The organism is Nostocoides sp. F2B08 (genome assembly GCF_009184895.1).
Taxonomy (GTDB): Bacteria; Actinomycetota; Actinomycetes; order Actinomycetales; family Dermatophilaceae; genus F2B08.
In genome coordinates, this window is the sequence record NZ_WESE01000002.1 from 346,911 (window position 1) to 370,378 (window position 23,468).

Annotated in this window: 24 protein-coding genes; 7 read left to right on the forward strand and 17 right to left on the reverse strand. The window is 70.4% G+C overall.

Going from position 1 to position 23,468, the window contains the following annotated elements; genetic code table 11:
* Window positions 1-7: 7 nt before the first annotated feature.
* Window positions 8-1,078, forward strand: a complete 1,071-nt coding sequence (locus GA707_RS05310; protein WP_152177368.1) for an NAD(P)H-binding protein — start codon at window positions 8-10, stop codon at window positions 1,076-1,078.
* Window positions 1,079-1,084: 6 nt separating this feature from the next.
* On the opposite strand, the gene GA707_RS05315 is transcribed toward GA707_RS05310, so the two are convergent.
* The 3 genes from GA707_RS05315 to GA707_RS05325 are packed head-to-tail and all read right to left on the reverse strand — an operon-like array spanning window position 1,085 to window position 2,141.
* Window positions 1,085-1,477 (reverse strand): hypothetical protein, encoded by a 393-nt coding sequence (locus GA707_RS05315; RefSeq protein WP_152177369.1) that lies wholly within the window; start codon window positions 1,475-1,477, stop codon window positions 1,085-1,087.
* Window positions 1,474-1,755: a DUF427 domain-containing protein gene (locus GA707_RS05320; protein ID WP_152177370.1), complete on the reverse strand. Its 282-nt coding sequence runs from the start codon at window positions 1,753-1,755 to the stop codon at window positions 1,474-1,476. The genes GA707_RS05315 and GA707_RS05320 overlap by 4 nt, the downstream gene beginning before the upstream one ends.
* Window positions 1,752-2,141, reverse strand: coding sequence for a DUF302 domain-containing protein (locus GA707_RS05325; protein ID WP_152177371.1), 390 nt, complete (start codon window positions 2,139-2,141; stop codon window positions 1,752-1,754). Before GA707_RS05325 ends, GA707_RS05320 begins: the two co-directional genes overlap by 4 nt.
* 134 nt (window positions 2,142-2,275) lie before the next feature.
* Here GA707_RS05325 and GA707_RS05330 point away from each other — a divergent pair, with 134 nt between their 5' ends.
* From GA707_RS05330 to GA707_RS05340, 3 genes are read left to right on the forward strand one after another with little or no spacing between them, the layout of a single operon-like run.
* The gene (locus tag GA707_RS05330; RefSeq protein ID WP_152177372.1) at window positions 2,276-2,677 is read left to right on the forward strand and encodes a VOC family protein; all 402 of its coding nucleotides are present in this window, start codon (window positions 2,276-2,278) and stop codon (window positions 2,675-2,677) included.
* 33 nt (window positions 2,678-2,710) lie between these two features.
* Window positions 2,711-4,162, forward strand: a complete 1,452-nt coding sequence (locus GA707_RS05335) for an NAD(P)/FAD-dependent oxidoreductase (protein ID WP_226963549.1) — start codon at window positions 2,711-2,713, stop codon at window positions 4,160-4,162.
* A complete protein-coding gene (locus tag GA707_RS05340) occupies window positions 4,159-4,686 on the forward strand; it encodes a DUF4334 domain-containing protein (RefSeq protein ID WP_152177373.1) in 528 nt (175 codons plus the stop codon). Before GA707_RS05335 ends, GA707_RS05340 begins: the two co-directional genes overlap by 4 nt.
* Before the next feature lie 33 nt (window positions 4,687-4,719).
* Here the strand turns inward: GA707_RS05340 and GA707_RS05345 are convergent, their stop codons facing one another.
* Both GA707_RS05345 and GA707_RS05350 read right to left on the reverse strand, forming a co-directional pair.
* Window positions 4,720-6,180 (reverse strand): M14 family zinc carboxypeptidase, encoded by a 1,461-nt coding sequence (locus GA707_RS05345; protein WP_152177374.1) that lies wholly within the window; start codon window positions 6,178-6,180, stop codon window positions 4,720-4,722.
* Window positions 6,180-6,506 carry a hypothetical protein gene (locus tag GA707_RS05350; protein WP_152177375.1) on the reverse strand — a complete coding sequence of 109 codons (327 nt, stop codon included), beginning with the start codon at window positions 6,504-6,506 and terminating at the stop codon, window positions 6,180-6,182. Before GA707_RS05350 ends, GA707_RS05345 begins: the two co-directional genes overlap by 1 nt.
* A 105-nt stretch (window positions 6,507-6,611) precedes the next feature.
* Between GA707_RS05350 and GA707_RS05355 the strand changes: the two genes are divergently transcribed.
* Entirely contained in the window at window positions 6,612-6,992 is a 381-nt protein-coding gene (locus GA707_RS05355) for a YciI family protein (RefSeq protein WP_193315182.1), read from the forward strand.
* A gap of 6 nt (window positions 6,993-6,998) precedes the next feature.
* Here the strand turns inward: GA707_RS05355 and GA707_RS05360 are convergent, their stop codons facing one another.
* The 11 genes from GA707_RS05360 to GA707_RS05410 all read right to left on the reverse strand — a co-directional run bounded on the left by GA707_RS05360 (window position 6,999) and on the right by GA707_RS05410 (window position 20,257).
* The gene (locus GA707_RS05360; protein WP_152177377.1) at window positions 6,999-8,039 is read right to left on the reverse strand and encodes a zinc-dependent alcohol dehydrogenase family protein; all 1,041 of its coding nucleotides are present in this window, start codon (window positions 8,037-8,039) and stop codon (window positions 6,999-7,001) included.
* Window position 8,040: 1 nt separating this feature from the next.
* Window positions 8,041-8,877: an SDR family NAD(P)-dependent oxidoreductase gene (locus GA707_RS05365; protein WP_152177378.1), complete on the reverse strand. Its 837-nt coding sequence runs from the start codon at window positions 8,875-8,877 to the stop codon at window positions 8,041-8,043.
* Window positions 8,874-11,021, reverse strand: a complete 2,148-nt coding sequence (locus tag GA707_RS05370; protein ID WP_193315183.1) for a dehydrogenase — start codon at window positions 11,019-11,021, stop codon at window positions 8,874-8,876. The genes GA707_RS05365 and GA707_RS05370 overlap by 4 nt, the downstream gene beginning before the upstream one ends.
* The gene (locus GA707_RS05375) at window positions 11,018-12,499 is read right to left on the reverse strand and encodes a WS/DGAT domain-containing protein (RefSeq protein ID WP_152177379.1); all 1,482 of its coding nucleotides are present in this window, start codon (window positions 12,497-12,499) and stop codon (window positions 11,018-11,020) included. Before GA707_RS05375 ends, GA707_RS05370 begins: the two co-directional genes overlap by 4 nt.
* Window positions 12,500-12,823: 324 nt before the next feature.
* Entirely contained in the window at window positions 12,824-13,825 is a 1,002-nt protein-coding gene (locus GA707_RS05380; protein ID WP_152177380.1) for an ROK family protein, read from the reverse strand.
* Window positions 13,822-15,246, reverse strand: coding sequence for a glycoside hydrolase family 3 protein (locus tag GA707_RS05385; RefSeq protein ID WP_193315184.1), 1,425 nt, complete (start codon window positions 15,244-15,246; stop codon window positions 13,822-13,824). The genes GA707_RS05380 and GA707_RS05385 overlap by 4 nt, the downstream gene beginning before the upstream one ends.
* 2 nt (window positions 15,247-15,248) lie before the next feature.
* The gene (locus tag GA707_RS05390; protein WP_152177382.1) at window positions 15,249-16,088 is read right to left on the reverse strand and encodes a carbohydrate ABC transporter permease; all 840 of its coding nucleotides are present in this window, start codon (window positions 16,086-16,088) and stop codon (window positions 15,249-15,251) included.
* Window positions 16,085-17,038 (reverse strand): carbohydrate ABC transporter permease, encoded by a 954-nt coding sequence (locus tag GA707_RS05395; protein ID WP_152177383.1) that lies wholly within the window; start codon window positions 17,036-17,038, stop codon window positions 16,085-16,087. Before GA707_RS05395 ends, GA707_RS05390 begins: the two co-directional genes overlap by 4 nt.
* A 133-nt stretch (window positions 17,039-17,171) precedes the next feature.
* A complete protein-coding gene (locus GA707_RS05400) occupies window positions 17,172-18,533 on the reverse strand; it encodes an extracellular solute-binding protein (protein WP_152177384.1) in 1,362 nt (453 codons plus the stop codon).
* Window positions 18,534-18,596: 63 nt separating this feature from the next.
* The gene (locus GA707_RS05405; RefSeq protein ID WP_152177385.1) at window positions 18,597-19,736 is read right to left on the reverse strand and encodes an ROK family transcriptional regulator; all 1,140 of its coding nucleotides are present in this window, start codon (window positions 19,734-19,736) and stop codon (window positions 18,597-18,599) included.
* 53 nt (window positions 19,737-19,789) lie between these two features.
* Window positions 19,790-20,257 carry a MerR family transcriptional regulator gene (locus GA707_RS05410; protein WP_152177386.1) on the reverse strand — a complete coding sequence of 156 codons (468 nt, stop codon included), beginning with the start codon at window positions 20,255-20,257 and terminating at the stop codon, window positions 19,790-19,792.
* A gap of 27 nt (window positions 20,258-20,284) precedes the next feature.
* On the opposite strand from GA707_RS05410, the gene GA707_RS05415 reads away from it, so the two are divergent.
* Both GA707_RS05415 and GA707_RS05420 read left to right on the forward strand, forming a co-directional pair.
* A complete protein-coding gene (locus tag GA707_RS05415) occupies window positions 20,285-21,166 on the forward strand; it encodes an NAD(P)/FAD-dependent oxidoreductase (RefSeq protein ID WP_152177387.1) in 882 nt (293 codons plus the stop codon).
* A 149-nt stretch (window positions 21,167-21,315) separates the two neighbouring features.
* Window positions 21,316-22,872, forward strand: coding sequence for a SulP family inorganic anion transporter (locus tag GA707_RS05420; RefSeq protein WP_370460002.1), 1,557 nt, complete (start codon window positions 21,316-21,318; stop codon window positions 22,870-22,872).
* Here GA707_RS05420 and GA707_RS05425 read toward each other — a convergent pair.
* Window positions 22,869-23,426: a DUF6328 family protein gene (locus GA707_RS05425; RefSeq protein ID WP_193315185.1), complete on the reverse strand. Its 558-nt coding sequence runs from the start codon at window positions 23,424-23,426 to the stop codon at window positions 22,869-22,871. The genes GA707_RS05420 and GA707_RS05425 overlap by 4 nt on opposite strands.
* Window positions 23,427-23,468: the final 42 nt, after the last annotated feature.

The following is a 23,468-nucleotide window of genomic DNA, read 5'->3' on the forward strand; positions in this document are numbered from 1 at the left end:
GCAGGTCATGAAGATTCTCGTCACCGGTGCGACCGGATACGTCGGCAGCCGTCTCGTCCCCAGACTCCTCGAGGAGGGGCACGAGATGCGTACGACGACCACGGACGCCTCACGCGAGGGCCCCTGGTGGTCGGACTCCGTCGAGACCGTCGAGATGGACATCGGCGACGATGCGCAGGTGTCATCCGCCGTCGAAGGCATGGACGCCGTCTACTACCTCATCCACGGGATGGGCGGCGAGGACTTCGTCGATAAGGACCGGCAGGCCGCCGAGCGGATGGCGGGAGCCGTCGACGAACACGGCGTCTCGCGCGTCGTCTACCTGTCCGGCATCGTCCCGCCGGGGGACCCCGTGTCGCTGTCCGACCACATCACGTCGCGGCACGAGGTCGAGCAGATCCTCAGTCGCTCGTCCGCGACCGCGCTCACGCTCCGTGCCGCGGTTCTCGTCGGCAGCGGCTCGACCTCGTTCGAGATCGTGCGCCAGGTCAGCGAGCGGATGCCGGTGCAGACCGTCCCGTCGTGGATGGACTCCCGGGTCCAGCCCATCGCCGTCGTCGACGCCGTAGAGGCGCTCGTCGGTGCGCTGACCGCCGAGGTGGAGACCCGCAGCTACGACATCGGCGGCCCCGAGCCGCTGCACTACGCCGAGCTGCTCGACCGCTACGCGAAGGTCGCCGGACTCGAGCGGCCGCAGGTCGAGGTGCCGCTCGTCCCGACCGACCTGGTCGGCTCGCTCGTGGGCGTCATCACGGACGTGCCGGCCCCCACCGTCGAGGCGCTCGTCGAGAGCCTGCACCACGACATGGTCTGCGCCGAAGATGACTTCCTCGCCGAACTGCTCCCGGAGGGGTATGCGCTGGTCGGCCTCGACGAGTCCCTCCGGCGGTCGCTGGTCGAGCCGAGCGACGAGATCTCGGCCGACCCTGCCGCAGCCGACCCGATGGGTCCGCTGCCGCAGGACCCGTCGTGGGCCAACGGCGGGGACGGCGGGTCGCTCGCCGGCCGGGCCGCGGGCGCGGTGCGCGCCATCGTCGACGGCGTGGGCGGGGCCGCGGGACGCGCGGCGGCGGGCTAGACCTCGCTACTGGACGGCGGCGGTGAGCCGCTCGCGGACGAGGGCATCGAACGCCTCGACCGACGCGTCGAGTCCTCGCAGCTCCTCGCGGCCGACGAACTCGACGGCCGATCCGTCGGTGCGCACCGCATACACAGCGGGCAGCCGATCCGCGGAGACGACGCCCACGATCTCGGGCGGCAGCTCGTTGCGGTGGACCGTCACCATCGGGACCGGCAGGCTCGCGACGAGGGCGTCCCAGGAGCGCTTCCTCCGCACGGGAGAGTGGGTGATGTCGCACAGGGCGCACTCGACGCGGCCCAGCAGGTGGCCGACGACGTAGGCGAGCTCACCGCGCAGTCCACCGTCGGCGTCGTAGACCCCGACGAGTCGGACGATGCCCGTCGAGTCGTGCGTCACTCGACCGTGACACCCCTCCAGAACGCCACCCGTCCGGCGATCTGGCGGGCGGCGTCCTTGGGCTCGGGGTAGTACCAGGCCGCGTCGACGTTCTCGGCGCCGTCGACGACGAGGGTGTAGTACGACGCCGTGCCCTTCCACGGACAGACCGTGTGGGTGTCGCTCTCGCGGAGCAGGCTGCGGTCGACACTGTCGGCCGGGAAGTAGTGGTTGCCCTCGACGATGACGGTGTCGTCGCTCTCGGCGATGGTGGTGCCGTTCCAGGTTGCGCGTGTCATGCCTTGAGGGTACGCAGTGCGCGCGTCAGCCGTTCGGCAGCGTCGGCCGTCACCTCGGCCAGAGCGTCCCCGTCGCTGAGCTGCGCCATGATCTTGGGATCGAGGGCCTCGACGACGACATGGTCGCCGTCGACCCGGACGACGACGTTGCACGGCAGCAGGGTCCCGACGGAGGGGTCGGCCGCGACCGCCTGCTGGGCGAGCGGGGGCCGGCAGGCGCCGAGGATGAGGTAGGGGTCGAGGTCGGCGCCGATCTTCTGCTTGAGCGTCTCGGCGAGGTCGATCTCGGTGAGGATGCCGAAACCCTCCGCGCTCAGTGCTTCACGGGTCGCGGCCACCGTGGTGTCGAAGTCTCTGTCGGACGTCACTGCGATGGAGTAGGCCATGTCCCCACTCTCTCACCGACAAGGTCGCGCGGCAGGGCGGTTCGCGGATCCGCACCCGGATCGGCCGGACCGTTGCGGTGCCGTCCCGGTGGTCCTACATTGGCGGGTGCGGGCCAGGACCGAAGGAGAATCCCATGGCACAGCAGCTCAATCCCTACATCACCTTCGACGGCACCTGCGCGGAAGCGATGGACTTCTACGCCGGCGCGCTCGGCGGGACCGTCGAGTCGACGATGTTCCGGGAGTCCGGCATGGACGTGGACGGGGTCATGCACGCCTCGCTCGACACCCCCGCCGGGTTCCACATCTTCGCCAGCGACACCGTGCCGGGTATGGAGTTCAGCCGCGGCACCAACGTCCAGGTCAGCATCTCCGGTGACGAGGCCGAGCAGATGCGTGGGTACTGGGACGCCCTGGCCGACGGCGGACACGTCATCATGCCGCTGGAGCGGCAGATGTGGGGTGACGACTACGGTCTCCTCGCGGACCGGTACGGCGTCCTCTGGCACGTCAACATCGCCGGATCGTCGGCCTGACCCGCTCCCGACCGACTGAGCGCCGACCGACCTGTGACCGACCGTCCCGCGATCGCGATCGTCGGCGCCGGCTTCGGCGGCCTCGCGGCCGCCATCGAGCTCAAGCGCGCCGGTCACGACGGCATCGTCATCCTGGAGCGCGGCGACGACGTCGGCGGGGTGTGGCGCGACAACACCTACCCCGGTGCGGCATGCGACGTCCCCTCGCCGTTCTACTGCTACTCGTTCGCACCCAACCCGGCGTGGCCCCGTCGGTTCTCCCAGCAACCGGCGATCCTCGACTACATCCGCGACGTCGTCGACGGCCATGACCTGCGCCGCCATCTACGGCTGTCGACCGAGGTGGTGAGCGCCGCATACGACGAGGGGACCCATCGCTGGACGGTGGGTCTGAAGGACGCCGACCCGCTCGTCGTCGACGTCGTCGTCTTCGCCGTCGGCCAGCTCAGCCATCCCGTCGTCCCGGACCTTCCGGGGCGGGAGACCTTCGCCGGCCCGCAGTTCCACACGGCGGCCTGGGACCACTCGGTGGACCTGACGGACAAGCGGGTGGCCGTCGTCGGCACCGGGGCCAGCGCCGTGCAGGTGGTGCCCGCAATCGCGCCGGACGTCGCGCAGCTCACGGTCTTCCAGCGCTCGGCGCCGTACCTGCTGCCGCGGCCGGACTGCGAGTTCGGCGACCGGCGCCAGCGCGTCTTCCGGTCGGTCCCCGCGTCCCAGCTGCTCGAGCGCGTCACGTGGTACTCGCTCGTCGAGACGCTCAGCGTCGCGTGGGTGCACGCCCCGGCGCTCTCGTCGATGATCCGGTCGGTGAGCCACGAACACATGCGCCGCGGGTCGCGCGGCCGGCCGGGTCTGTTCGAGAAGGTGTGGCCGGACTACCCGATCGGGTGCAAGCGGATCCTCTTCTCCAGCGACTACCTGCCCACCCTGAGCCGGCCGAACGTCGACCTCGTGACCGAGCGGATCGAACGGATCGTCGAAGGCGGGATCGTGACGGACGACGGACGCGAGCACCCCGCGGACGTGATCGTCTGGGGCACCGGGTTCGCGGCCGCGGACTTCCTCACGACGATTCCGGTCACCGGCCTCGGCGGAGTCCCCCTCACCGACCGCTGGGCCGACGGCGCCCGCGCATACTTCGGGCTGACCGTGCCGGACTTCCCCAACCTGCTCATCATGTACGGCCCCAACACGAACACCGGCGGCGGGTCGATCATCTACTTCCTCGAGACCCAGGCACGCTACGTGCGCGACTTCGTCGACCACCTCACCGAGGTGGGTGGTGCGATGGCGGTCCGCAGCGAGGTCGCCGACCACTTCGACGAGCGCATCCAGACCCTCCTCTCGGGCAGCGTGTGGACCCAGTGCTCGTCCTGGTACCGCGACGCCAGCGGAAGGGTGACGACGAACTGGCCGCTGCTCGGCATCGACTACCGTCGGCAGGCACGCTTCTCCCCCGACGACTACGAGGTGATCGCATGAGCAACCGACTCGCGGAGCTCGAGGCGGGAGCCGGCCTCGCGGCCGGCCTGGCGTTCTTCGACGGTCTGCCGCCGGTGTCGGTCGAGACGATGCTCGGGTCGTGGCGCGGCTCCGGCGTCCCCACCGGCAGCCCGCTCGACGGCCTGCTCGAAACCTACGGCTGGCACGGCAAGCGCTTCGACGGCCCCGACGACGCCCACCCGCTCGTCTTCGCCGACGACCGAGGCCGGTTCGCCGTGAACCCCGCCGGACTCCCCCTCGGTGCGTTGCTCCGGCTCGGCCCGAGGGTGCGCGGCGAGCGGGCCGGAGCAGCCCTTCGTCCCCTGTTGCGGGCCCGACGGACGAGGCGACCGGCCGCGCGGCTGCGCATGGTCGAGTACCGCGGCGTCTCGACCGGGACGATGATCTACGACGCCCTCCCGATCAACGACCACTTCCGCGCCGTCGACGACGACACGCTGCTCGGGGCGATGGACCTGCGCGGGCTCAGCGACCCCTTCCTCTTCGTGCTCCGACGGGAGTGAGTCCGCCGCCTGCCGGGCGTGGGATCGGTCCGGTCAGTGCCACATCTTCCTCGGCTTCTCGCGCATGATCTGCTCGACGGCGCCGGACAGGGACTTGCCACGCAGCCCGCCCAGTTTGGCCTCGACCTCTTCGAGGTCCAGGCGGACCTCGGCATCCTCGGTCCGTTCACTCAGAGTCCGCGCCAGACGCACTGCACGGCCGATGTCCTTCTCGGTCAGCCTCTTACGCTGGTTCCCGCCGAGCTCGGCGGCACGCCCGATCAGGCCGGCGGCGTCCGTCATCAACTCCTCGTCACCCATCAGGGTCGTGAGCACCGGCCCCTGCACACGCTCGAAGAGGGCGATCCACCGACGGCCGGCCTCGGTCGTGGCGAGGAGCTCGTCACGCACCGCCCGCAGCTGGTCGACCTCTGCGTCGGTGTCGAAGAAGCGCGCCCCGATGAGCTCGATGGCGCAGACGCACTGCTGCATCAGCGCGATCATGCCCGACTTGGCGTCCCGTTTGACCAGAGTGGGGTCGGCCGGCTGGAACGAGTCCTGGGCGCTCCCAGTGGACGGTCCGGTCTCGAACGTGAAGCCATAGGTCTTGCGCAGTGCGGGATCGGCGATGTGCCGGCTGTAGACGTAGTCGCTCTGGGTGCCGGTCGTGGCATAGAGCCCGATGCCCGGCTCGCTGACGTAGACCCGGCCCCGCACCGCCGCGATCGCGTCACGGATCCGGAGTCCGACCGTCTCGAACCGCTGCCGGTCGCGTGCCGCGATGTACTCCTGGTAGCCGGCCTGGGGGATCGGCGCGCAGGTCCCGTCCGCGAGGGTCGTGAAGCGCTTCGACGGGTCGGTCGTCTGGCTCGGCGCGTGCCCCCACGGCCAGAGGATCAGCTCGGAGAACGAGTGCACGTCGGCGAAGCAGTCGATGCGACGGGTGTCGAGGAGGTGCTTGATGTTGCGCGTCTCGGGCTCGCTGAAGGCCGACGGGCCGGCAAAGACGTCACTACACGGCGAGCACGACGTCTGGCCCTGCGTCACGCCCCAGAGGACAGCGAAGTTGCGGTTCAGGTCGACGCCGTCGCACGTCGTCCTCGGGTTGTCGCGTCGGTTCTTGCGCCACATGGCGTCGGTGGTCATGCAGTGGTTCCGGCCGTCCGGGTTCATGCACGGCACGAGCCAGAGGTCGAGGGACTCGAGGATCAGCCGGATGTCGGATGCCGCCCAGCGCTTCCCGCCGTAGACGATGTCCGTGCCGTTCGCGTGGCTGACGAAGAGGTCGACGGCGAGCTCGATGATCGCGTCGGGGTTCATCAGCTCGCGGGCGTGGGTGCCGCCCACGAGCAGGACGCCGCGCCGTTCGTCGCCCCCACCCGCGCGCAGGCGCAGGGCGTAGACCGTGCGCCCCTCGACCGACTGCTCCGGCAGTGCGATCCGGGTGAAGTAGGACGGGAACCAGGTGGCCAGGAGGTTCCCCAGCGAGTCGAGCTGAGCCACGGTGCGGTACATCAGGACCCCTCCTCGCGCGGAATCCCCTCGACCATCTCCTCGAGCCACCGCACCGCCTCGTCGTCGTCGAGGACGAGGCCGGGGTCGAGCGGCGCCTGCCGCAGCGCGCCGTGGACGTGCACCTCGTACCCGTCGTCGAGAAGCCGCGCCAGCTCGTCGGCGCTCACGAGGACCCGGACGTCGCCGCGCGGGTCCGGGACCCGGTCCAGGTCGAGATCCGCGACTCTGGCGAGAGCTCGCGCTCTCGGTCCGGCGTGCACCGTCGCCTCGAACCGCAGTGGGTGGTCGTCCGTCCCTGCGGGGGCCTTCCTCGATGTCCTGGCCATTCTCATCGCCTCCCGCCCTCCGACGATCCTCCGGCCGGGATGGGGTGTCAACCGGAACGGCTCGTCGGGGTGCCATCGGCCGGCCGTCGGGGCGATACTTCGTTGATGACCCGCGTCCCGAACGTGCCGGAGGCCTTCGACGTCTACACCGTCGTCGTCCTCAGACGTCCGGACGACGCCCCGGAGCTGCCGGACGACGAGCTCGAGGACCTGCAGACGCAGCATCTCGCCTATCGCGCCGAGCTCACGCGGCAGGGCGCGCTCGTGGCCAACGGCCCGTTCGGGGACCAGAGCGACCCGACGTACCGAGGCATGTCGGTCTTCGCGTGCGGCCCCGACGAGGCGGCCCGGCTGTCCGAGGCCGACCCGTCGGTACAGGCGGGGCGGCTCAGCTTCGACGTGATGGAGTGGTGGGTCGCCGAGGGCTCCCTCGCCTTCCCGCGGGTCGCAGGAGCCGTGGGGTCACGGCGGACCATGCCCGACTGAGCGTCCTCAGCGTGTGGGGTCGACCATCGTCATCCCGGAGCCGGCGAGCCGGTCGTACCGCGGCAGGAGCGCGGCCGCGTCCGCCAGCCCCACCGTGCGCTCGACGAGCCGCTGCGGGTCGAGGCGGCCGGTCTCGATGAGCGCCAGCATCCGGGGGTAGTCGGCGGCCGCCATACCGTGACTCCCGAGGACGTCGAGCTCCCAGCCGATGACGCGGTCCATGGGGACCCGCGGATGGCCGTCGACCGGCGGCAGGAGGCCGATCTGGACGTGGCGTCCGCGGCGACGGAGGCTGAGGATGGCATCGGCGCACGTGCGCTCGGCGCCAACGGCGTCGACGGTGATGTGGCTGCCGCCCTCCGTGAGGTCGGCCACGGCCGCGGGCACGTCGGTGGCGTCTCCCGCGAGAAGGGTGTGATCGGCGCCGAGCGCCGACGCCGCGGAGAGTGCGCGCTCGCTGCGGTCCACCGCGATCACCCGCGCGCCGTGGGCGCGCGCGATCATCACCGAGCTCAACCCGACGCCGCCGGCACCGATGACGGTGACCCACTCGCCCTCCCGGACCTGCGCCCGGTCGATCAGCGCCCGGAACGCGGTGGCGAAGCGGCAGCCGAGGGCCGCCGCGGCCGTGAGGTCGACACCGTCGGGAACGGCGACGAGGTTGGTGTCCGCGGCGTGCAGCGCGACCAGCTCGGCGAAGGAACCCCAGTGGGTGAAGCCCGGCTGCTCCTGGTGCGGGCAGACCTGAGCGTTCCCCGAGAGGCACCACTCGCACGTGCCGCACCCGCAGACGAACGGGACGGTCACCGTGTCACCGACCCGCCAGCGACGGACCTCCGGCCCCACCTCGGCGACGACCCCGGCCAGCTCGTGACCGGGCACGTGCGGGAAGGCGATGTCGTCGTGGCCCGCCCAGGCGTGCCAGTCGCTGTGGCAGATCCCGGTCGCCACGACACGCACGACGACGCCGTCGGGTGGGGACGCGGGGTCGGCGACCTTCCGGACCAGCGGCTGGGACCGGACCTCGTCGACGACGACGGCTCGCACGTCAGCTGCGGGTCGGAGCCCGACCGGTGAAGTCCTCCATGGTGTGGTAGACGCCGATGATGTGGTCGGCGATGAAGTCCCGCACGCCGATCGGGATCACTCCCTTGAGCATCTCCGAGAGCATCACGGTCTTCGGGAGCACGACGAAGGGACTGCCCGCGAGCATCGCGCTCCAGGCCTCCTCGACGACCTCGGCGGGGTCGAGGATCGGCAGCAGCGGCGCCGACTTCGCGCCCTCGAACATCCCGGTGCGCACGTAGTACGGGCACACCGTGGTGACCTTGACGTGCTCGACGCCGGCCTGCTTCAGCTCGAGGCGAACCGAGTCGGACCAGCCGATGACGGCCCACTTGGAGGCCGCGTACGCCGCCATCCTCGGGTTCGGGGTGAAGCCGGCGGCGGAGGCGAGGTTGAGCAGTCGCGTCTGGCCGGGGGCGCTGACCATATCGGGGAGGAACTCGTGGGCGACATACATCGGCGCGAGCGTGTTGACGTCGATCGTGGCGCGGGTGTCCCGGACCGGGTCGGTCTCCCAGAAGTAGGCGTTGCCCCGGACGATGCCGGCGTTGTTCAAGAGGATCTCGATCGTGCCGACGTCCTCACGCACCGCGGTGGCGGTGGCCGCGATCGCGTCGGGGTCGGCCAGGTCGACGACATAGCCCGTCACCGGTGCCGGTCCGTCCGCCAGGTCGTCGAGCGTGCGGTTGAGGGCGTCCTCGTCGACGTCCCAGATGACGACGGCGGAAGCACCCTCGGCGACGGCGCGCTCAGCGAACAACCGTCCCATCCCCATGGCTCCACCGGTGATGAGGACGGCCTTGCCCTTGACGGATTTCACGACGTCTCCTTCAGCTCGAGCTCTTCGGTTGCATTGTTCTCGGTCGCGCTGTCGACGGGCCGACCGTCCACGCCGGCCCGCGCGGCGAGCGCCGCCGTCCGCACCCGGTCGAAGTCCTCCTCGGTGTACGGACCGTTGACTCCCGAGATGGTGGCCAACCGCATGCCGTGCTTGAGGCCGAGCGAGTAGATCTCCTTGACCTTCTCCCACTCGATGTTGCGGCCGACCGTGAAGTTCTCGTACCGCCCCTCGAGGGCGAGCACGATGGTCTCGGCGAGACACGCATACACGACTCCGTCCGGCAGGCCGATGTTGCGCATCCGCACGTCGCCGGGAAGCTCGACCTCGCCGGACTCGATGACGAGGACGTCGGGGCGCCTGGCGACGTCCTCGGCCGAGAGATCCAGCGGCCGCGCGACGTCGGTGATGACGCATCCCGGCTTGACCTTCATGATGTCGAGGACCTTGTGCCCCGCGGCCGAGGTGGCGGTCACGATGACGTCCATGTCGGACAGCGCCACCGAGGGGTCGGTCGCGACGTGGATCGTCGCCCGCGGGCTCTCGCGCTCGATGTCCTCCTTGAGCTGGAGGAGCTTGGCGGTCTCCGGGGAGACGAGCCAGACCTCGTCCGAGGCGAGGGCGAGGAGGCGGGCGCAGACCGACCCGATCGCCCCGGAGGCGCCGACGACCATGGCCTTGCCGTGGATGATGCCGTTCGCGTCGGTCTCGGCGATGCCGAGCCGGCGGACCGCCTCGTGCGCGGCCCACAGGGCACCGGATGCGCTGTAGCTGTTGCCCGTCGTCACCGGCAACGGCGCTTGGCGGGCGACCGTCACCCCCGCGTCGCCGACCACCTTGGTAAAGGCACCGAGCCCCATGATCTGGGCACCCAGCCGGCGGGAGAGCTCGGCCGCACCGAGGAGGCGCGAGTACGTGAACTCGGGCGGATGGGCGAGCATCTCCTTCGGGGTCCCGCCGACCGTGATGAGCCAGCCCTCGACCTCGTCCCCGGTCGAGGAGACGACCCCGGTGACGTGGCTGTAGACGAAGGGCGGCGCATACGCCATGGTCTTCTCGACCACCTGTCCCATACCGGGGAGGTTCGTGATCAGCCCCAAGGGCTCGACCTGCTTGAAGTACTCGGTCGAGAGGGGATGGATGACGAACGCGAAGCGACTCTTGCGGCGCGGTCCGTTCGGCCACAGCAGCCGCGGCTCGAGCTCGGCCCGCTGGATGAACTCAGCGAGGTCCGCGGTGGTGACCTCCTGCCCCTTGGGGAGGGTCGCGGCCACCATCGCCTCGAAGACCGCCGGCACCACGACGACGTCGAAGGGCTGCGGGGTCACGTCGACGACGAGGTCGGCGCCGAGGTCGGCCAGCGTCGCGAGACGGTCCTCGGAGACCGCGCTCGTGATGACGGCCTTGCCCTTGAGGTTCGGCAGGCCGAACCGCATCAGCTCGGAGAAGGAGCCGATGATGACGTCCGCGTCGTGCGCCGCGTGGTGCGCGATCCGCTCGCTCACCCAGCCCGCCGGTCCGGAGATCTGGTGCTTGACGATGCCGGGCGTGAGCCGCCAGGCGAGCTCCCCGAGCTCGGAGGCGGTCGCCGTGACCGGGTTGGTCTTGAAGGTGCCGGGCAGCTCGATGTCGTCGCGCGCCTCGTCGAAAAGGATGTTGTCGGTGAACTCGCGCAGGACCGAGATCGTCCGCTGCCGCGTCGTCCCGCCGACGATGACGACCCGGGCGTTGGTGAAGTACCCCGGAAGCTGTGCCTGGATGCGCCGGATCGCCCACTCCTGGAACACGTCGGCGAAGAGCGAGTCGTCGCGCACGGGCACCCGGGTGGTCGTGCCCTTGACCTTGCGGAACACGTCGATGTCGCCCGTGAAGTGGCCGGCGGCGCGCGCCTCGCGGATACCGCTGACGGCGATCGCATCGGCGCTGAGCGACCAGCGCCACACGTGCTTCTCCGCCGCCTCGGCGTCACCGCTCGTCCCGACCCGGACCAGGCGGAAGTCGTGGCCGGCGAGCGAGACGACCTCGTCGTAGTCCCACTCCTCCCCCTGGAAGGTGACGTTGACGACGAGCTTGGGCTCGGACGCTGAGGTCTTCTTCTTGCGCGGTGACATCGGGGGCTTCCTCACGAGGTGACGGTGTGGGCGGCGAGCGCGGTGAGGTGGCCCTCGACGAGCTCGGCCAGGTGGAGCGAGTCCGGGATCATCCGGGCATCGGAGGCGACCCCGATGTTGACGGTTCCGTTGTAGCTGAACAGACAGATGCCCAGCGGCTGGTCGCCGGAGGTCGGCACCCACCCGAGGACCGACCGGACCGGGGCGCCGGCCATGCTGAGGCCGACCCGCGGACCGGGGACGTTGCTGAGCAGCCCGATGGTCTTGTTGGCGAAGTAGTCCGTCACCCGTCGGGCCACGGCGGAGGGCGACTCGGCGATGAGGCGCTGGAACCCGAACGCCGCAAGCGGCTCGGCGGAGTTCTTCAGCCGGGCGGTCCGCTCGTGGATCTCGTCCAACAGGGCCTGCGGGTCGCGGATGCCGAGGGGCATCGAGAGCATGACGACGACGAAGTGGTTCCCCAGACTGTCGGGCAGCTTGGCGTCGACCGGCTGGAGCGAGACCGGCATCATCCAGGACAGGTCATTCACGTCGGTCGCCCCGTGTTCGGCGAGGTAGTCGGTCAGAGCGAGCGAGACGGCCCCGACGAGGATGTCGTTGAGCGTGCAGCCGTATGCGGTGGCCGCCCCCCGCAGACCGTCGAGCGGGAAGCCCTCGATCCAGGCGACGGACTTCTCCATCCCCGGGGTTCCGCTCCACGCCTCGGCCTCGTGGCCGTCGGAGAAGAGCATCCTGGCGATCTCGCGCCACGAGTTGCTCAGCTCGTTGTCGAGCGAGGCGATTCCGGTGACGGCGTCGACGAGCCGGATCGGGTGGCGGGCCAGCTCGAGGGTCTCGCCGACGTGGTGGGCCAGACCCATGGGGTTCGTCGTCGCCATGATCGTGCGACCGGCGCGCAGCACCGCGCCGGCGGCGCTCTCGGCGTAGTCCATGGTGTCCGCCACAGTGTGTTCGACGACATGGAGGACCCGCTCGAGAGGGTGGTGGTGCTCGCCGTCCTTGTTGCGGCCGACGACCGGCGGCGTCGCACCCTCGACCGGGTCACACGTGCCCATGAGCATCTGGACGAGCCGGATGCCGTCGCCGAGACCGTGGTGGAATCGGCTGTAGACGTATCCGCCCGGGCCCTGCTCCTCCGGGCCGGAGAGCAGCTGCATCTCCCACAGCGGATGGGTGCGGTCGAACGGTCGGGAGAACTCGTCGGAGACGTACTGGCGGACGGCCTCGGGGCCGCCGTCCGGCAGGGTCACCCGACGCACGTGCCGCTCGATGGCGAAGTCGAGGTCGTCCTCCCAGAACCACTCGCCGCCGCGCTCGACCGGGATCTGGGAGAGGCGGCGGTACTTGCGCACCATCCGCTCCATGACGAGGTCGGTGTAGGTCTGGAAGTCCGGCAGCTCGTCGAAGCCGATGAGGCCGTTGACGTGCATGAGGTTGTAGGGCCGGTCCATGAGCAGCCACGTGAGGTCCCCGGGTGCGATCCGCCGTGCCATCCGTCTCTCCTGGTGTGACTCCCGAGTCGCCGCGGGATTCGCTGTCGGTAGCCACGACGACCATCTACTACTCAGTGTAGTGGCAAGTGGAGCGTCCGCCGACCGGTCGTGGGTCACACCGTAGACCCCCGGGGCCTTGCTGACGAGGCGCGGGATCGCGGTCACGGTCCTCGAACGTGGCCCCCGCCCCGCCGCCGCGTGGGCGGCCCGCTACGACGGAGTGCGCTTCAACACGAGTATCCGGCGGGTCAACCCCGTGTCGGGGTCGACGAGCAGAGAGGCGGGCCACCGACTCGACGAGTCGGTCCTGCTCGGCCCGATCCCTCACCCCACCTGGTGGGGGACAGCGCGGTCGTCCGGGTCCCCCGCCATCGGGTCATCGTGGTCGACCGAGGCACGGATGTCGACGAATCGGCGCTGGTCGACGGCCTGCCCGGCCGCGAGTGCGGCTCCCAGTGCGGCGAGCGGAACCGTCGACTCCCGCAGCGTGAACCGTTCGTGCAGCCGCAACGACGACAGGAGCGGGGTGGCAGCGGCACTGCGCTGGAGAGCTCCGCTGATGCCGTCCCGTAGGGGGTCGCCGAGCGCCGTCAGCCCGCCGCCGATGACGACGTCCGTCGCGCCTCCGGCGAGGACGAGGATCTGGATCGCCCGCGCGGTCCCCGCGCAGAGTGAGTCGACGGCCTCCTGAGCGAGTGCGTCGCCGTCGAGTGCCGCAGCGAACGGGCAGCCTGCTTCCGGACCGGACCGGCCCCAGATCCGGTGCAGGGCCGTTCCGGAGGCGAGGGCCTCGAGGCAGCCGACCTGCCCGCAGCGACACGGGGGGCTGTCGGCCACCGGGATGTGGCCGATCTCGCCGGCTGCACCGCGCAGCCCTCCGACCACACCGTCGGGCCCGATGAGTGCCGCTGCGAGCCCGGTGCCGAGGTTGAGGTAGGCGAGGCGGGTTCCGGGGATGGCCGGAGTGGTGCGGTGCACCCACAGAGCGGCCGCCTTGACGTCCCCGGTGACCGTGACGTCGAGGCCGAGGGCCCGCTGCATGGCCCCCCCGAGCTCCAGCTCCTCGACGCCCAGGTTGACCGCCTGTCGAACGATGCCGGTGGAAGGATCGACCAGCCCGGGAACGCACACTCCGACACGCTCGACGACCGGGCTGCCGGCCGGGTGAGGGACGCTCGCGAGGACGCGGCGGCCGAGGTCCGCGGCCACGGCGACCACCGCCTCCGGACCACGACCGGAGGGCGCCTCGTCGGAGGCGACGACGACGTCGCCGTCCACGACGACGGCGTGGGTCTTCGTGCCGCCGATGTCGATGCCGAGCCTCATCCGCTGCGTCCCGTCAGGAGGGCGACCAGAGCGGCGGCGACGACCGGCGACGAGCCGAAGGACGTGATGTCGGCGGTTCCGCGGGGCCAGCCGCACTCGACGACGACGACCTCTCGGTCGTTCGCACGTAGCCGTGCGGCGAGGTCGAGAGCCGGGTGTCGACCGTCGATCGCGCGGCCGATGACGGCTACCTTGCAGGGTCCCGCGCCGAGGGGATCGGCACTGGCCTTTCCGTCGGGGTGAACCACCACCACCGATGGCTCGATGTTGGCGGGGCCCCAGCCGACCCGGCCCACGGCCTCGTTCGCCGCCGACTCGACCTGGACGAGGAGAGCGGGCCCGGGAAGATCGAGCCACGCGCGGCCGGAGGCGGTGAGCTCGAACGCCTCTGTGACGTCCCCGACGGGTCCGACCGGTTCGGGACCCGGCTCGGATGTCAGAGACGAGAGACGCCCGATCCGGTCCAGGGCCTGCTCGAGCCGTCCGGCGCTGAGGCGGCCCGAGGTCACCGCGTCGACGATCGCGTCGACGACGGCGTCGTACTGCTCCTCGTCGGTCCGGGACCCCAGGCACAGCAGGTCGCACCCGGCGGCCAGGGCCCGGACGGCCGCCGCGGGGATCCCGATCCCGTCGCTGGCCCCGACCATGTCGAGCGCGTCCGTGACGACCGTCCCGGTGAACCCGAGCCCGCCCCGCAGCTGCTCCTCGATGACCCGCGACGAGAACGTCACGACCGTGTCCGGGTCGAGAGCCGGCACGAGGAGGTGTGACGACATCACCGCAGGGACGCCCGCCGTGATGGCGGCTCGGAACGGGACGAGCTCACGTCGTTCGAGGACGGCCCGCTCGGCCGTGACGACGGGCACGGTGAGGTGGGAGTCGGTGTGTGTCGCCCCGTGGCCCGGAAAGTGCTTGGCGCAAGAGGCCACACCGGTGGACTGCACGCCCCGGATCCAGGCGGTGCCGTGACGTGCGACGAGCTCGGGGTCGGCGCCGAAGCTGCGCACGCCGATCACCGGGTTGTCGGCGGCGGAGTTGACGTCGAGGACCGGGCCGAGGACGAGGGAGATCCCCAGACTTGCCGCCGCGGTCCCGATCCGGCGAGCTGAGTCATATGTGCGGGCAGGGTCGTCGAGTCGGCCGAGGACGGCGTTGCCCGGCTCGGGCGAGCCGTGCGGGTAGTGCACTCGCGTGACGTCACCGCCCTCCTCGTCCGTCGCCAGCAACAGCGGGCCGAGCTCGCGGAGCCGACCCAGCACGGGTGCCAGGCCGCCCGGGTCGGTGACGTTCGAGCCGTAGAGCGCGAGAGAGCCCACTCCCTCGTCACGGGCGCGACGGACCCAGTCGGGCACCGTCGTACCGGCGAACCCGGGCATGAGAGTCCCGGCGGCGAGGCGTCGCACCTCGGGTGAGCCACGCATACTCATCCCTTGACCGCGCCGCTGACCAGGCCGCTGCTCAGACGGGACTGCACGATGAGGAAGAAGATGATGACCGGCACCGCGACCAGAGTCGAGGCGGCCATCACCTGGCCCCAGTCGATCTCGCGGTTCGCGCTGGCCTGGATGAACCCTCGGAGCCACAGGGGCAGCGTGCGGTACTGCTCGTCCGTCATCGTCACGAGGGCGACGGTGAACTCGTTCCAGCACTGGAGGAAGGCGTAGACGCCTGACGCGACCAGGCCGGGGGCGAGCAGGGGGAACGTGATGCGCAGGAACGCCTTGGTCCGTGAGAGGCCGTCGACCATCGCCGCCTCCTCGAGGTCGGCCGGCACACCGGCCACGAAGCCCCGCAGCATCCAGATCGTGAAGGGCACGACCGCCGCGGTGTAGAGGAAGGCCAGCCCGAGGATGTTGTTGAGCAGGTCGAGCGAGCTCATCATCTTGTACTGCGCGATGAACAGGCCCTCGGCGGGCAGCATCTGGATGAGCAGGAGCGCCAGGACGAAGGACCACCGTCCGCGGAACCGGAACCGGCTGATCGCCAGCGCACCGAGGAAGGCGACTGCGAGACAGACGGCCACCGTGATCAGGGTGACCGCAAGTGACACCGTGAGCGCACGCAGGAAGCGAGGGTCCTCGACCACGGCGAGGAAGTTGTCGACCGAGCCGCCGAACGGCAGGAAGGTCGGCTGGGTGGCGGACAGAGTGATGTTGTCCAGGAAGGCCGAGTTGAGCATCCAGTAGACCGGGAAGACCCAGATGAAGGCGAGCACGACGGCGAGGACGCCGCGCGCGCGGCGGAGCACATGGGGGGCGGTCATGCGGAGTCCTTGAGCAGGGAGCGGACGTAGGGCCACGCGACGAGAACGGTGAGGACGAGCATGATCACCGAGATCGCGCTGGCCGTGCCGAAGTCACCTGTGCCGGTGCCGAGACGGTAGACGTAGGTGCCGAGGACGTCGGTCTGGGCCGCGAACCCACCGGCGTCCTGGAGGAACTTGATCTGGGTGAAGACGCGCAGGTCCCAGACGATCTGGAGCAGCAGCACGATGGAGAGCACCGGCGCGACGAGCGGCATGACGATGTAACGCACCCGCTGCATCGACGAGGCGCCGTCCAGGGCGGCTGCCTCCATGACCTCACCGGAGATCTGGGTGAGGGCGGCGCTCAGGGAGAGCGCGACGAACGGCACGCTCATCCAGATGACGATGACGGCGGCGACGGCGAAGAACGAGAGGGGCTCGACGAGCCAGTTGTGCCCGGAGGCCGGGATGCCGATCTGCTCGAGCGTCCAGTTGAGCAGACCACGACGCCAGTCGACGATCCAGATCCACACCGTCATGGTGGCGACGACGGGCATGGCCCAGGCCAGCAGCAGAGCCAGCTGCAGGATGGTCCGCGGGACCCGGCCGACACTGTTGAGCAGCAGCGCGATCAGGCCGCCGATGAGGACCGTCGCGAAGGCGCAGACGAGGCAGAAGGCGATCGAACGCAGCAGGACCGGCCAGAACGCGCCGTCGCTGAAGACGTCGACGAAGTTGCCGAGACCGACCCACTCCGCGGGCTGCCCGAACTGCTGGGCCAGGCCGTACTCGTGCAGGCTCGCCCACAGCTGCCAGCCGAGCGGGTAGCCGAGGGCACCGAGGAGGACGAGCACGCTCGGGACCAGGAGCAGGAGCGGCAGTCGTCCACCCCTACGGCGGGACGGCCGGGCCGGACCGGCCGCAGGGGCCTCCACCACCGGTGGCGCCGTGGTCGCGGTCGTGGACATGCTCTCCTCCGTTCGGGTGGGGGTGGGGGTGGGTTCGGATCGAGGGTTTCGGGTGGGGTGCGGGTGCCGGGCCGGGGGGACCCGGCACCCGCACTGTGTCACTCAGGTGACTGTCACAGTGAGGCGGGCGGCGTCACTGGGCGTTGAGGACCGGCGTGATGCGCGCGTCGTACTCCGCCGCGAGCGCGGCGAGGTCTTCGGCGTCACGGATCTTGCCGAAGAACTCCTCCATGAGGCCCTGGGCCTCGACCGCGGCCCAGCCCGGGGCGGCCGGGGTCAGCTTGGAGTTGCTCGCCGAGTCGATCGTCGCCTGGGCGAACTGGTCCGTGCCGAGCGCCGAGACGTAGTCGCTGTTCGCGGGACCGAGACCGTTCTCGCCGAGCATGGTCTGGTACTCCTCGCTATAGATGATCCGCAGCAGGTCCTTGGCCAGGTCGGGGTTCTGCGAGGCCGCCGAGATGGCGAGGTTCGAGCCGCCCGCGAAGACGGGGGCCGGCTCACCGTCGTTGCCGGGCAGCGGGAAGACCCCGAAGGTCTCGTCGTTCCACTCGCGCACCTTGGCGCCCTCGTCGTTGGTCGTCAGGTCACCGATGGACCAGCGCGCCCAACCCGGCGCCATGATGGTCGCCGCCGACAGGCCGGTCGTGCCGGTCACCTCGCCGGACTCGTCGACGATCTCGTCGCTGTCGTTGATGTACAGCCACGGGGCTGCGTCCTTGGCGTCGGCCGGGGCGTTCGACGCCGCGCGGTAGATCTCCTGGAGCTGGGCCAGTCCCTCGAGGGTGTTCGGGTCGGACAGCGTCGAGGTCCACTCCCCGTCGGACTCGGTCGCGAGCTCGCCGCCGTTGGCGAAGATCCACGAGATCCCGTTGCGCCAGTCCTGGCCCCCGAGGAACAGCCCGCTGAAGTCCTCGATCGCGCGGGGGTTCTCCTCGGCGATCTGGGTGACGGCGGAGTTGAACTCCTCGAGCGTCGTGGGCATCGGGACGCCCGCCTCCTGCCAGAGGTCCTTGCGGTAGAACATGTAGCGCGACCCGAAGTAGTAGGGCAGGGCGTACTGCTTGCCGTCGACGCTGCCGACGTCGACGAACGACTGGAGCAGCTTCTCACCCCCGAGCTCGGGGTAGATGTCGGAGATGTCGAGGAAGGCCCCGACGTTGGTGAAGGTCGGCGACTGGGTGTTGCCGAGCTCGGTGACGTCCGGGGTGTTGTTCGGGTCGGGCAGCGACGTCGTCAGCTTGGTGACGATGTCGCCCCACGACTGCTCCTCGATGTTCAGCGTGGCGCCGGTCTCCTCGGCGAACGTGTCCTTGAGATAGGTGCGCAGCTCCTCCGGGGTGTCCCCCCCGACCACCCACATGGTGATCGTCGTGTCGGAGTTGTCGGCAGGCGCGCTGGAGGTCGGGTCGGCGGCCGTGTCACCGGTGCTGCCGCCGCAGGCGGTCAGCAGCAACGACGCGGCCACTCCCGCGGCCAGGACGAGACGAGACTTCATTGTTCTTTCTCCTTCGATATGGCGACGCGTCGCGCGTCAGTGGTGACCGGGGGCGGTCCGGACTCAGACGAGTCCAAGCTGGGATCCGAGGACGAGCGCGGCGGCGCCGCGCAGGACGATGTCGCCCGGCTGGACCGAACGACGGACGGTGAGGTCGAGCGGGAGGCGCGACAGGATGCGGTCGTGCACCGCACGCTCGGTGGCCAGGAGCAGCTCGTCGATGACGAGGTGCTCGGGGCCGTCGATGACGACCTCCCCGAGGTCGAGTGCCGCGACGATGGGGGCGAGCGCGATGCCGAGCCGCTCGCCCGCCTCGGTGACCGCTGCTTCGCGGCCACCCTCGGTGGGATTCGCGAGCGCGGTCTCCAGGCTCGGCGCCGAGACCCAGGTCTCGAGGCACCCGCGACGGCCGCACCGGCACAGTCGGCCTCCGTCGGTCCCGACCGTCACGTGCCCGATCTCACCGGCCGCGCCGTGGGCGCCGCGGACCGGTTGTCCGCCGACGACGAGCCCGGCACCGAGGCCGCGGCCGATGCGGATGAGGAGGAGGTCGTCCGCCCCGGCCCCGAGGGCGTACTCGGCACGGACGGCGGCGTCGGCGTCGTTGCAGACCTCGACCGGAAGTCCGGTCGCGAGGGCGAGCTCCGCACCGAGGTGGACCTCCGTCCACCCGAGGTTGGGCGCCATCGTGATGACGCCGGCGCTGGTGACGATGCCGGGGCTGCCGACACCGACGCCCAGAACCGGCGCAGGCGAGGCCGCGACCGCCTCGAGCGCCAGGTCGACGACGACCTGCGGGTCGACTCCGGCCTCGCTCTGCTCAAGGGGACGGTCCAGGCGAACGACGACGGTCCCGTCGAGGTCCAGGACAGCGGCCCGAAGAGACTCGTAGGCGGTCAGGTCGAGCGCGACGACCGCACGTCCGGACCGGTTGACGTCGACCAGGACGCCGGGCTTGCCCGGACGGTTCTGCTCCTCCATCCCGGTCTCGACGAGGTGACCGCGGTCGATGAGCTCGGCGACGAGGTCGGACACGGCGGGTCGGGTCAGTCCAGTTCCACGAGCTATCGTGGCCCGGCTCGTCGGCCCGCCGGCGTGGACCAGCCGCAGGACGAGGGCCAGGTTGTGCTCACGGGTCTGTGCGGACCGGACCGCCGTTCGGCTCGAGCGCTGGGCGGCGCGAGGCTGGGTCGTCGCTGACATGTTTGTTAGTAAACACTACTAACAAACCCGAAGCAAGCCCGATCCCGGTGAGCTCACTCGTGGACGTGCGACTCCTCGTCCGGCGGACCGTCGATGGTCCACGGGCCCGCGCCCTCGACGACATCGACGACCATGGCCGAGAAGCGCGGGCAGGCGGCGATGTCGTGGGCCTCGCAACGCAGCGCATGCTCGGTCATCATCCGGGACCTCTCGAGCTCCCGCTCACGCTCGTCGAGCGCCCGCAGATGCTCCTCGAGCACCGCGCGCCGTCCGGGGCGGTCGGCGTCGAGCAGCGCGCCGATCTGCTCCAGTGTCATGCCCGCCACCTGGTTGCGCAGGATCACCGCGATGCGGACGATCTCGTCGGCCCCGTAGCGCCGGTAACCCGAGGCGTCCCGGCGGGGCGTGAGCAGACCCTCGTCCTCCCAGTAGCGCAGCACGTGGGTCGCCAGGTCGAAGCGGGCTGCGACCTCACCGATGGACAGGTTCCGCGGACCGTCGGAGTTCCCTCTTGCCTTCATGTCAACCTGAAGGTACAGCATCCCTCTATGGCGACAGACATCACGACAGACATCCTCATCGTCGGCGGTGGCCCGGCCGGGCTGCAGGCGGCGCTGAGCATCGGCCGGGTTCACCGCAACGCGGTCGTGCTCGACGACGGCCACTACCGCAACGCGACCGTCGCGCACATGCACAACCTCATCGGCGCCGACGGGACCCCACCCGAGGACTTCCGCAGCAGGGCGCGGGACGAGATCCGCGCATACGAGACGATCCGGCTGGTGAACGCCCGGGCGAGCGGATCGGTGACCGCCGAGGGTGGCTTCGTGACCACGCTCGACGGCGGCGGAGTCGTCCGCAGCCGCGCGGTGGTCCTGGCGAGCGGTGTGCGCGACGAGCTGCCGACCGTGCCGGGGCTCGATGAGGTGTGGGGAGGACGAGTGGCGCACTGCCCCTTCTGCCACGCCCACGAGTTCGCGGGCGGGCGGTTCGGCATCCTCGGAACGGCGGCGGCGGGGCATCTGTCGACCATGCTCGCGCCGATCGCCGGGTCGGTCATGGTGCTCCCGCTGGCGGGTGACGAGGTCGACGGCCAGGGGGTCGATCGGCCACCGGTCGTCGGTATGCGCGACACCGGGGCCGCACTCGAGGTCACCCTCGCCGACGGCTCGGTCGAGTCGGTCGACGTGGCCTTCATCGTGCCAACGCTGCGGCAGCGTTCCGACCTGCCGGCACTGCTCGGGCTCGAGCTCAACCCGTCCGGCTGCGTGCGCGTCGACGAGTTCCAGCGGACCAGCGTGCCCGGCGTTCTTGCGGCGGGCGACATGGCGCACCTGCCGGCGTACCCGATGCCGATGGCCTCGGTCGCCTCCGCGACGGCCGCCGGGCAGCTCGCCGCGTCGGCGGCGATCATGTTTCTGATGTCCTAACCCGCCGGGGCGGAGCGAGGCGGTCGATGTGCATCGGCCGAGGCGTGTCGTTACCGTGGAGAGGGTGCAGCGATGACGGGGCCGTCGTCGCTGCCTTTCTCTTTCTCCCCTGCCTCGCAGCTCCCCCCATCGACCTTCCAGGACTTCCTGTGCCCTCGAGCGTGCCCACCCTGCCCCAGCCACCGCATACCTCCGTCGTGCCGGAGGCCGGCGCCCGCGAGACATCCACACTGGCGGCCCTGCGCGACCCGAAGCGGTTGCGGACCGAGGTGCTCGCCGGTCTCGTCGTCGCGCTCGCGTTGATCCCCGAGGCGATCTCGTTCTCGATCATCGCCGGGGTCGACCCACGGGTCGGGCTGTTCTCGAGCTTCGTCATGGCGGTGACCATCGCCGTCGTCGGCGGCCGGCCGGCGATGATCTCGGCCGCCACCGGTGCGGTCGCGCTCGTCATCGCACCGGTCGCGCGGGAGCACGGCCTCGACTACTTCCTGGCGACGGTCATCCTCGCGGGCCTGCTCCAGATCGTGCTCTCCGTGCTCGGCGTCGCGAAGCTGATGCGGTTCATCCCCCGGATGGTCATGGTCGGCTTCGTCAACGCGCTCGCGATCCTCATCTTCATGGCGCAGATCCCGCACCTCGTCGGGGTGCCCTGGCTGGTCTACCCCATGGTCGGCCTGGGCATCGCGATCATGGTCGCCCTCCCCCGCGTGACGACCGCCGTCCCGGCTCCGCTCGTCGCGATCGTCGCGATCACCACGCTGGTGCTCGCGAACGGCTGGAGCCTGCCGGACGTCGCCGACCAGGGCGAGCTGCCGCGCTCGCTTCCGGAGCTCCTCATCCCGAACGTGCCGCCGACCCTCGAGACGCTCCGGATCATCGCTCCGTATGCGGTGGCCATGGCTCTCGTCGGCCTCCTCGAGTCGCTGATGACGGCCAAGCTCGTCGACGGCATCACCGACACGCACTCCGACAAGACCCGCGAGGGCTGGGGGCAGGGTGTCGCCAATGCCCTGTCCGGGCTGTTCGGCGGCATGGGCGGGTGCGCGATGATCGGCCAGACCATGATCAACGTCAAGGTCTCTGGGGCCCGGACGCGGATCTCGACCTTCGTCGCCGGAGTCTTCCTGCTCGCGCTCGTCGTCGGCGCAGGCGACGCCGTGGGCATGATCCCGATGGCCGCGCTCGTCGCCGTCATGATCATGGTGTCCGTCGCGACGCTCGACTGGCACAGCATCTCGCCCTCGACGCTGCGCCGGATGCCGCACAGCGAGAACCTCGTCATGCTCATCACCGTCGTCGTGACGGTGGCGACGCACAACCTCGCCTACGGCGTCATCGCGGGAGTCAACGCGGCGATCATCGTCTTCGCCCGGCGAGTGGCGCACTTCGCGTCCGTCGAGCGCGTGGGCGATGCGGACGTCGACGGCGACGGGACCGTCGACGAGCGGGTCTACAAGGTGACCGGTGAGCTCTTCTTCGCGACGAGCAACGACCTCGTCTACCAGTTCGACTACTCCGGCGACCCGCAGCGCGTCGTCATCGACGTCAGTGACAGCCACATCTGGGACGCTTCGACCGTCGCAGCGCTGGACGCGGTGCAGGCGAAGTACGAGCGGCTCGGCAAGAGCGTCGAGATCGTCGGGCTCAACCGCTCCTCGGCGCACCGACACCGGCAGCTCAGCGGCCACCTCGGCGAGTCGCACTAGTCCGGGCGGGAGTCCTTCGCAGACCGTCGGCGGACATCGGGATCGTCGTCCCTCTCGTCCTCGGGGAGCTCGTTCGGCGGATTGTGCGAGCGGCGCTCGATGATCGGGGGCGCCACGAACCACAGGCCGAGAAGGAGGACGAGACTCGCCACGAGTGCCACCAGCCCGGCGGTGCGGCCGAGGACGATCTCGAGGCTGAGGTAGAGCACCCCGGAGACGGTCAGCGCCAGCATGAACAGGCCCGCCCGGGCCAGCCTCGCGCCCTGCTCGACGAGCAGCAGGCGACGCCGATGCCGGAACATCGCGCGGTGGAAGGCCACCGGAGCCACCACCAGGCCGGTGGTGACGACCGAGCCGCCCAGGACCACCGCATACACCCACCGCTGTGCGGACGTGAGGTCCTCGAAGCGGGCGGAGAACGGCACGGTGAGCAGGAAGCCGGTGAGGATCTGCACGCCGGTCTGGGTGACCCTGATCTCCTGGAGCAGCTCGTTCCAGTTGCGGGCGAGGGTGTCGGGCGAGGGGGTATCGCTCGGCTCACGGGTGGGTGGCATCTCGACCTCCTGGTCCGATGCCACCCACCCTAGAGCGCTCTG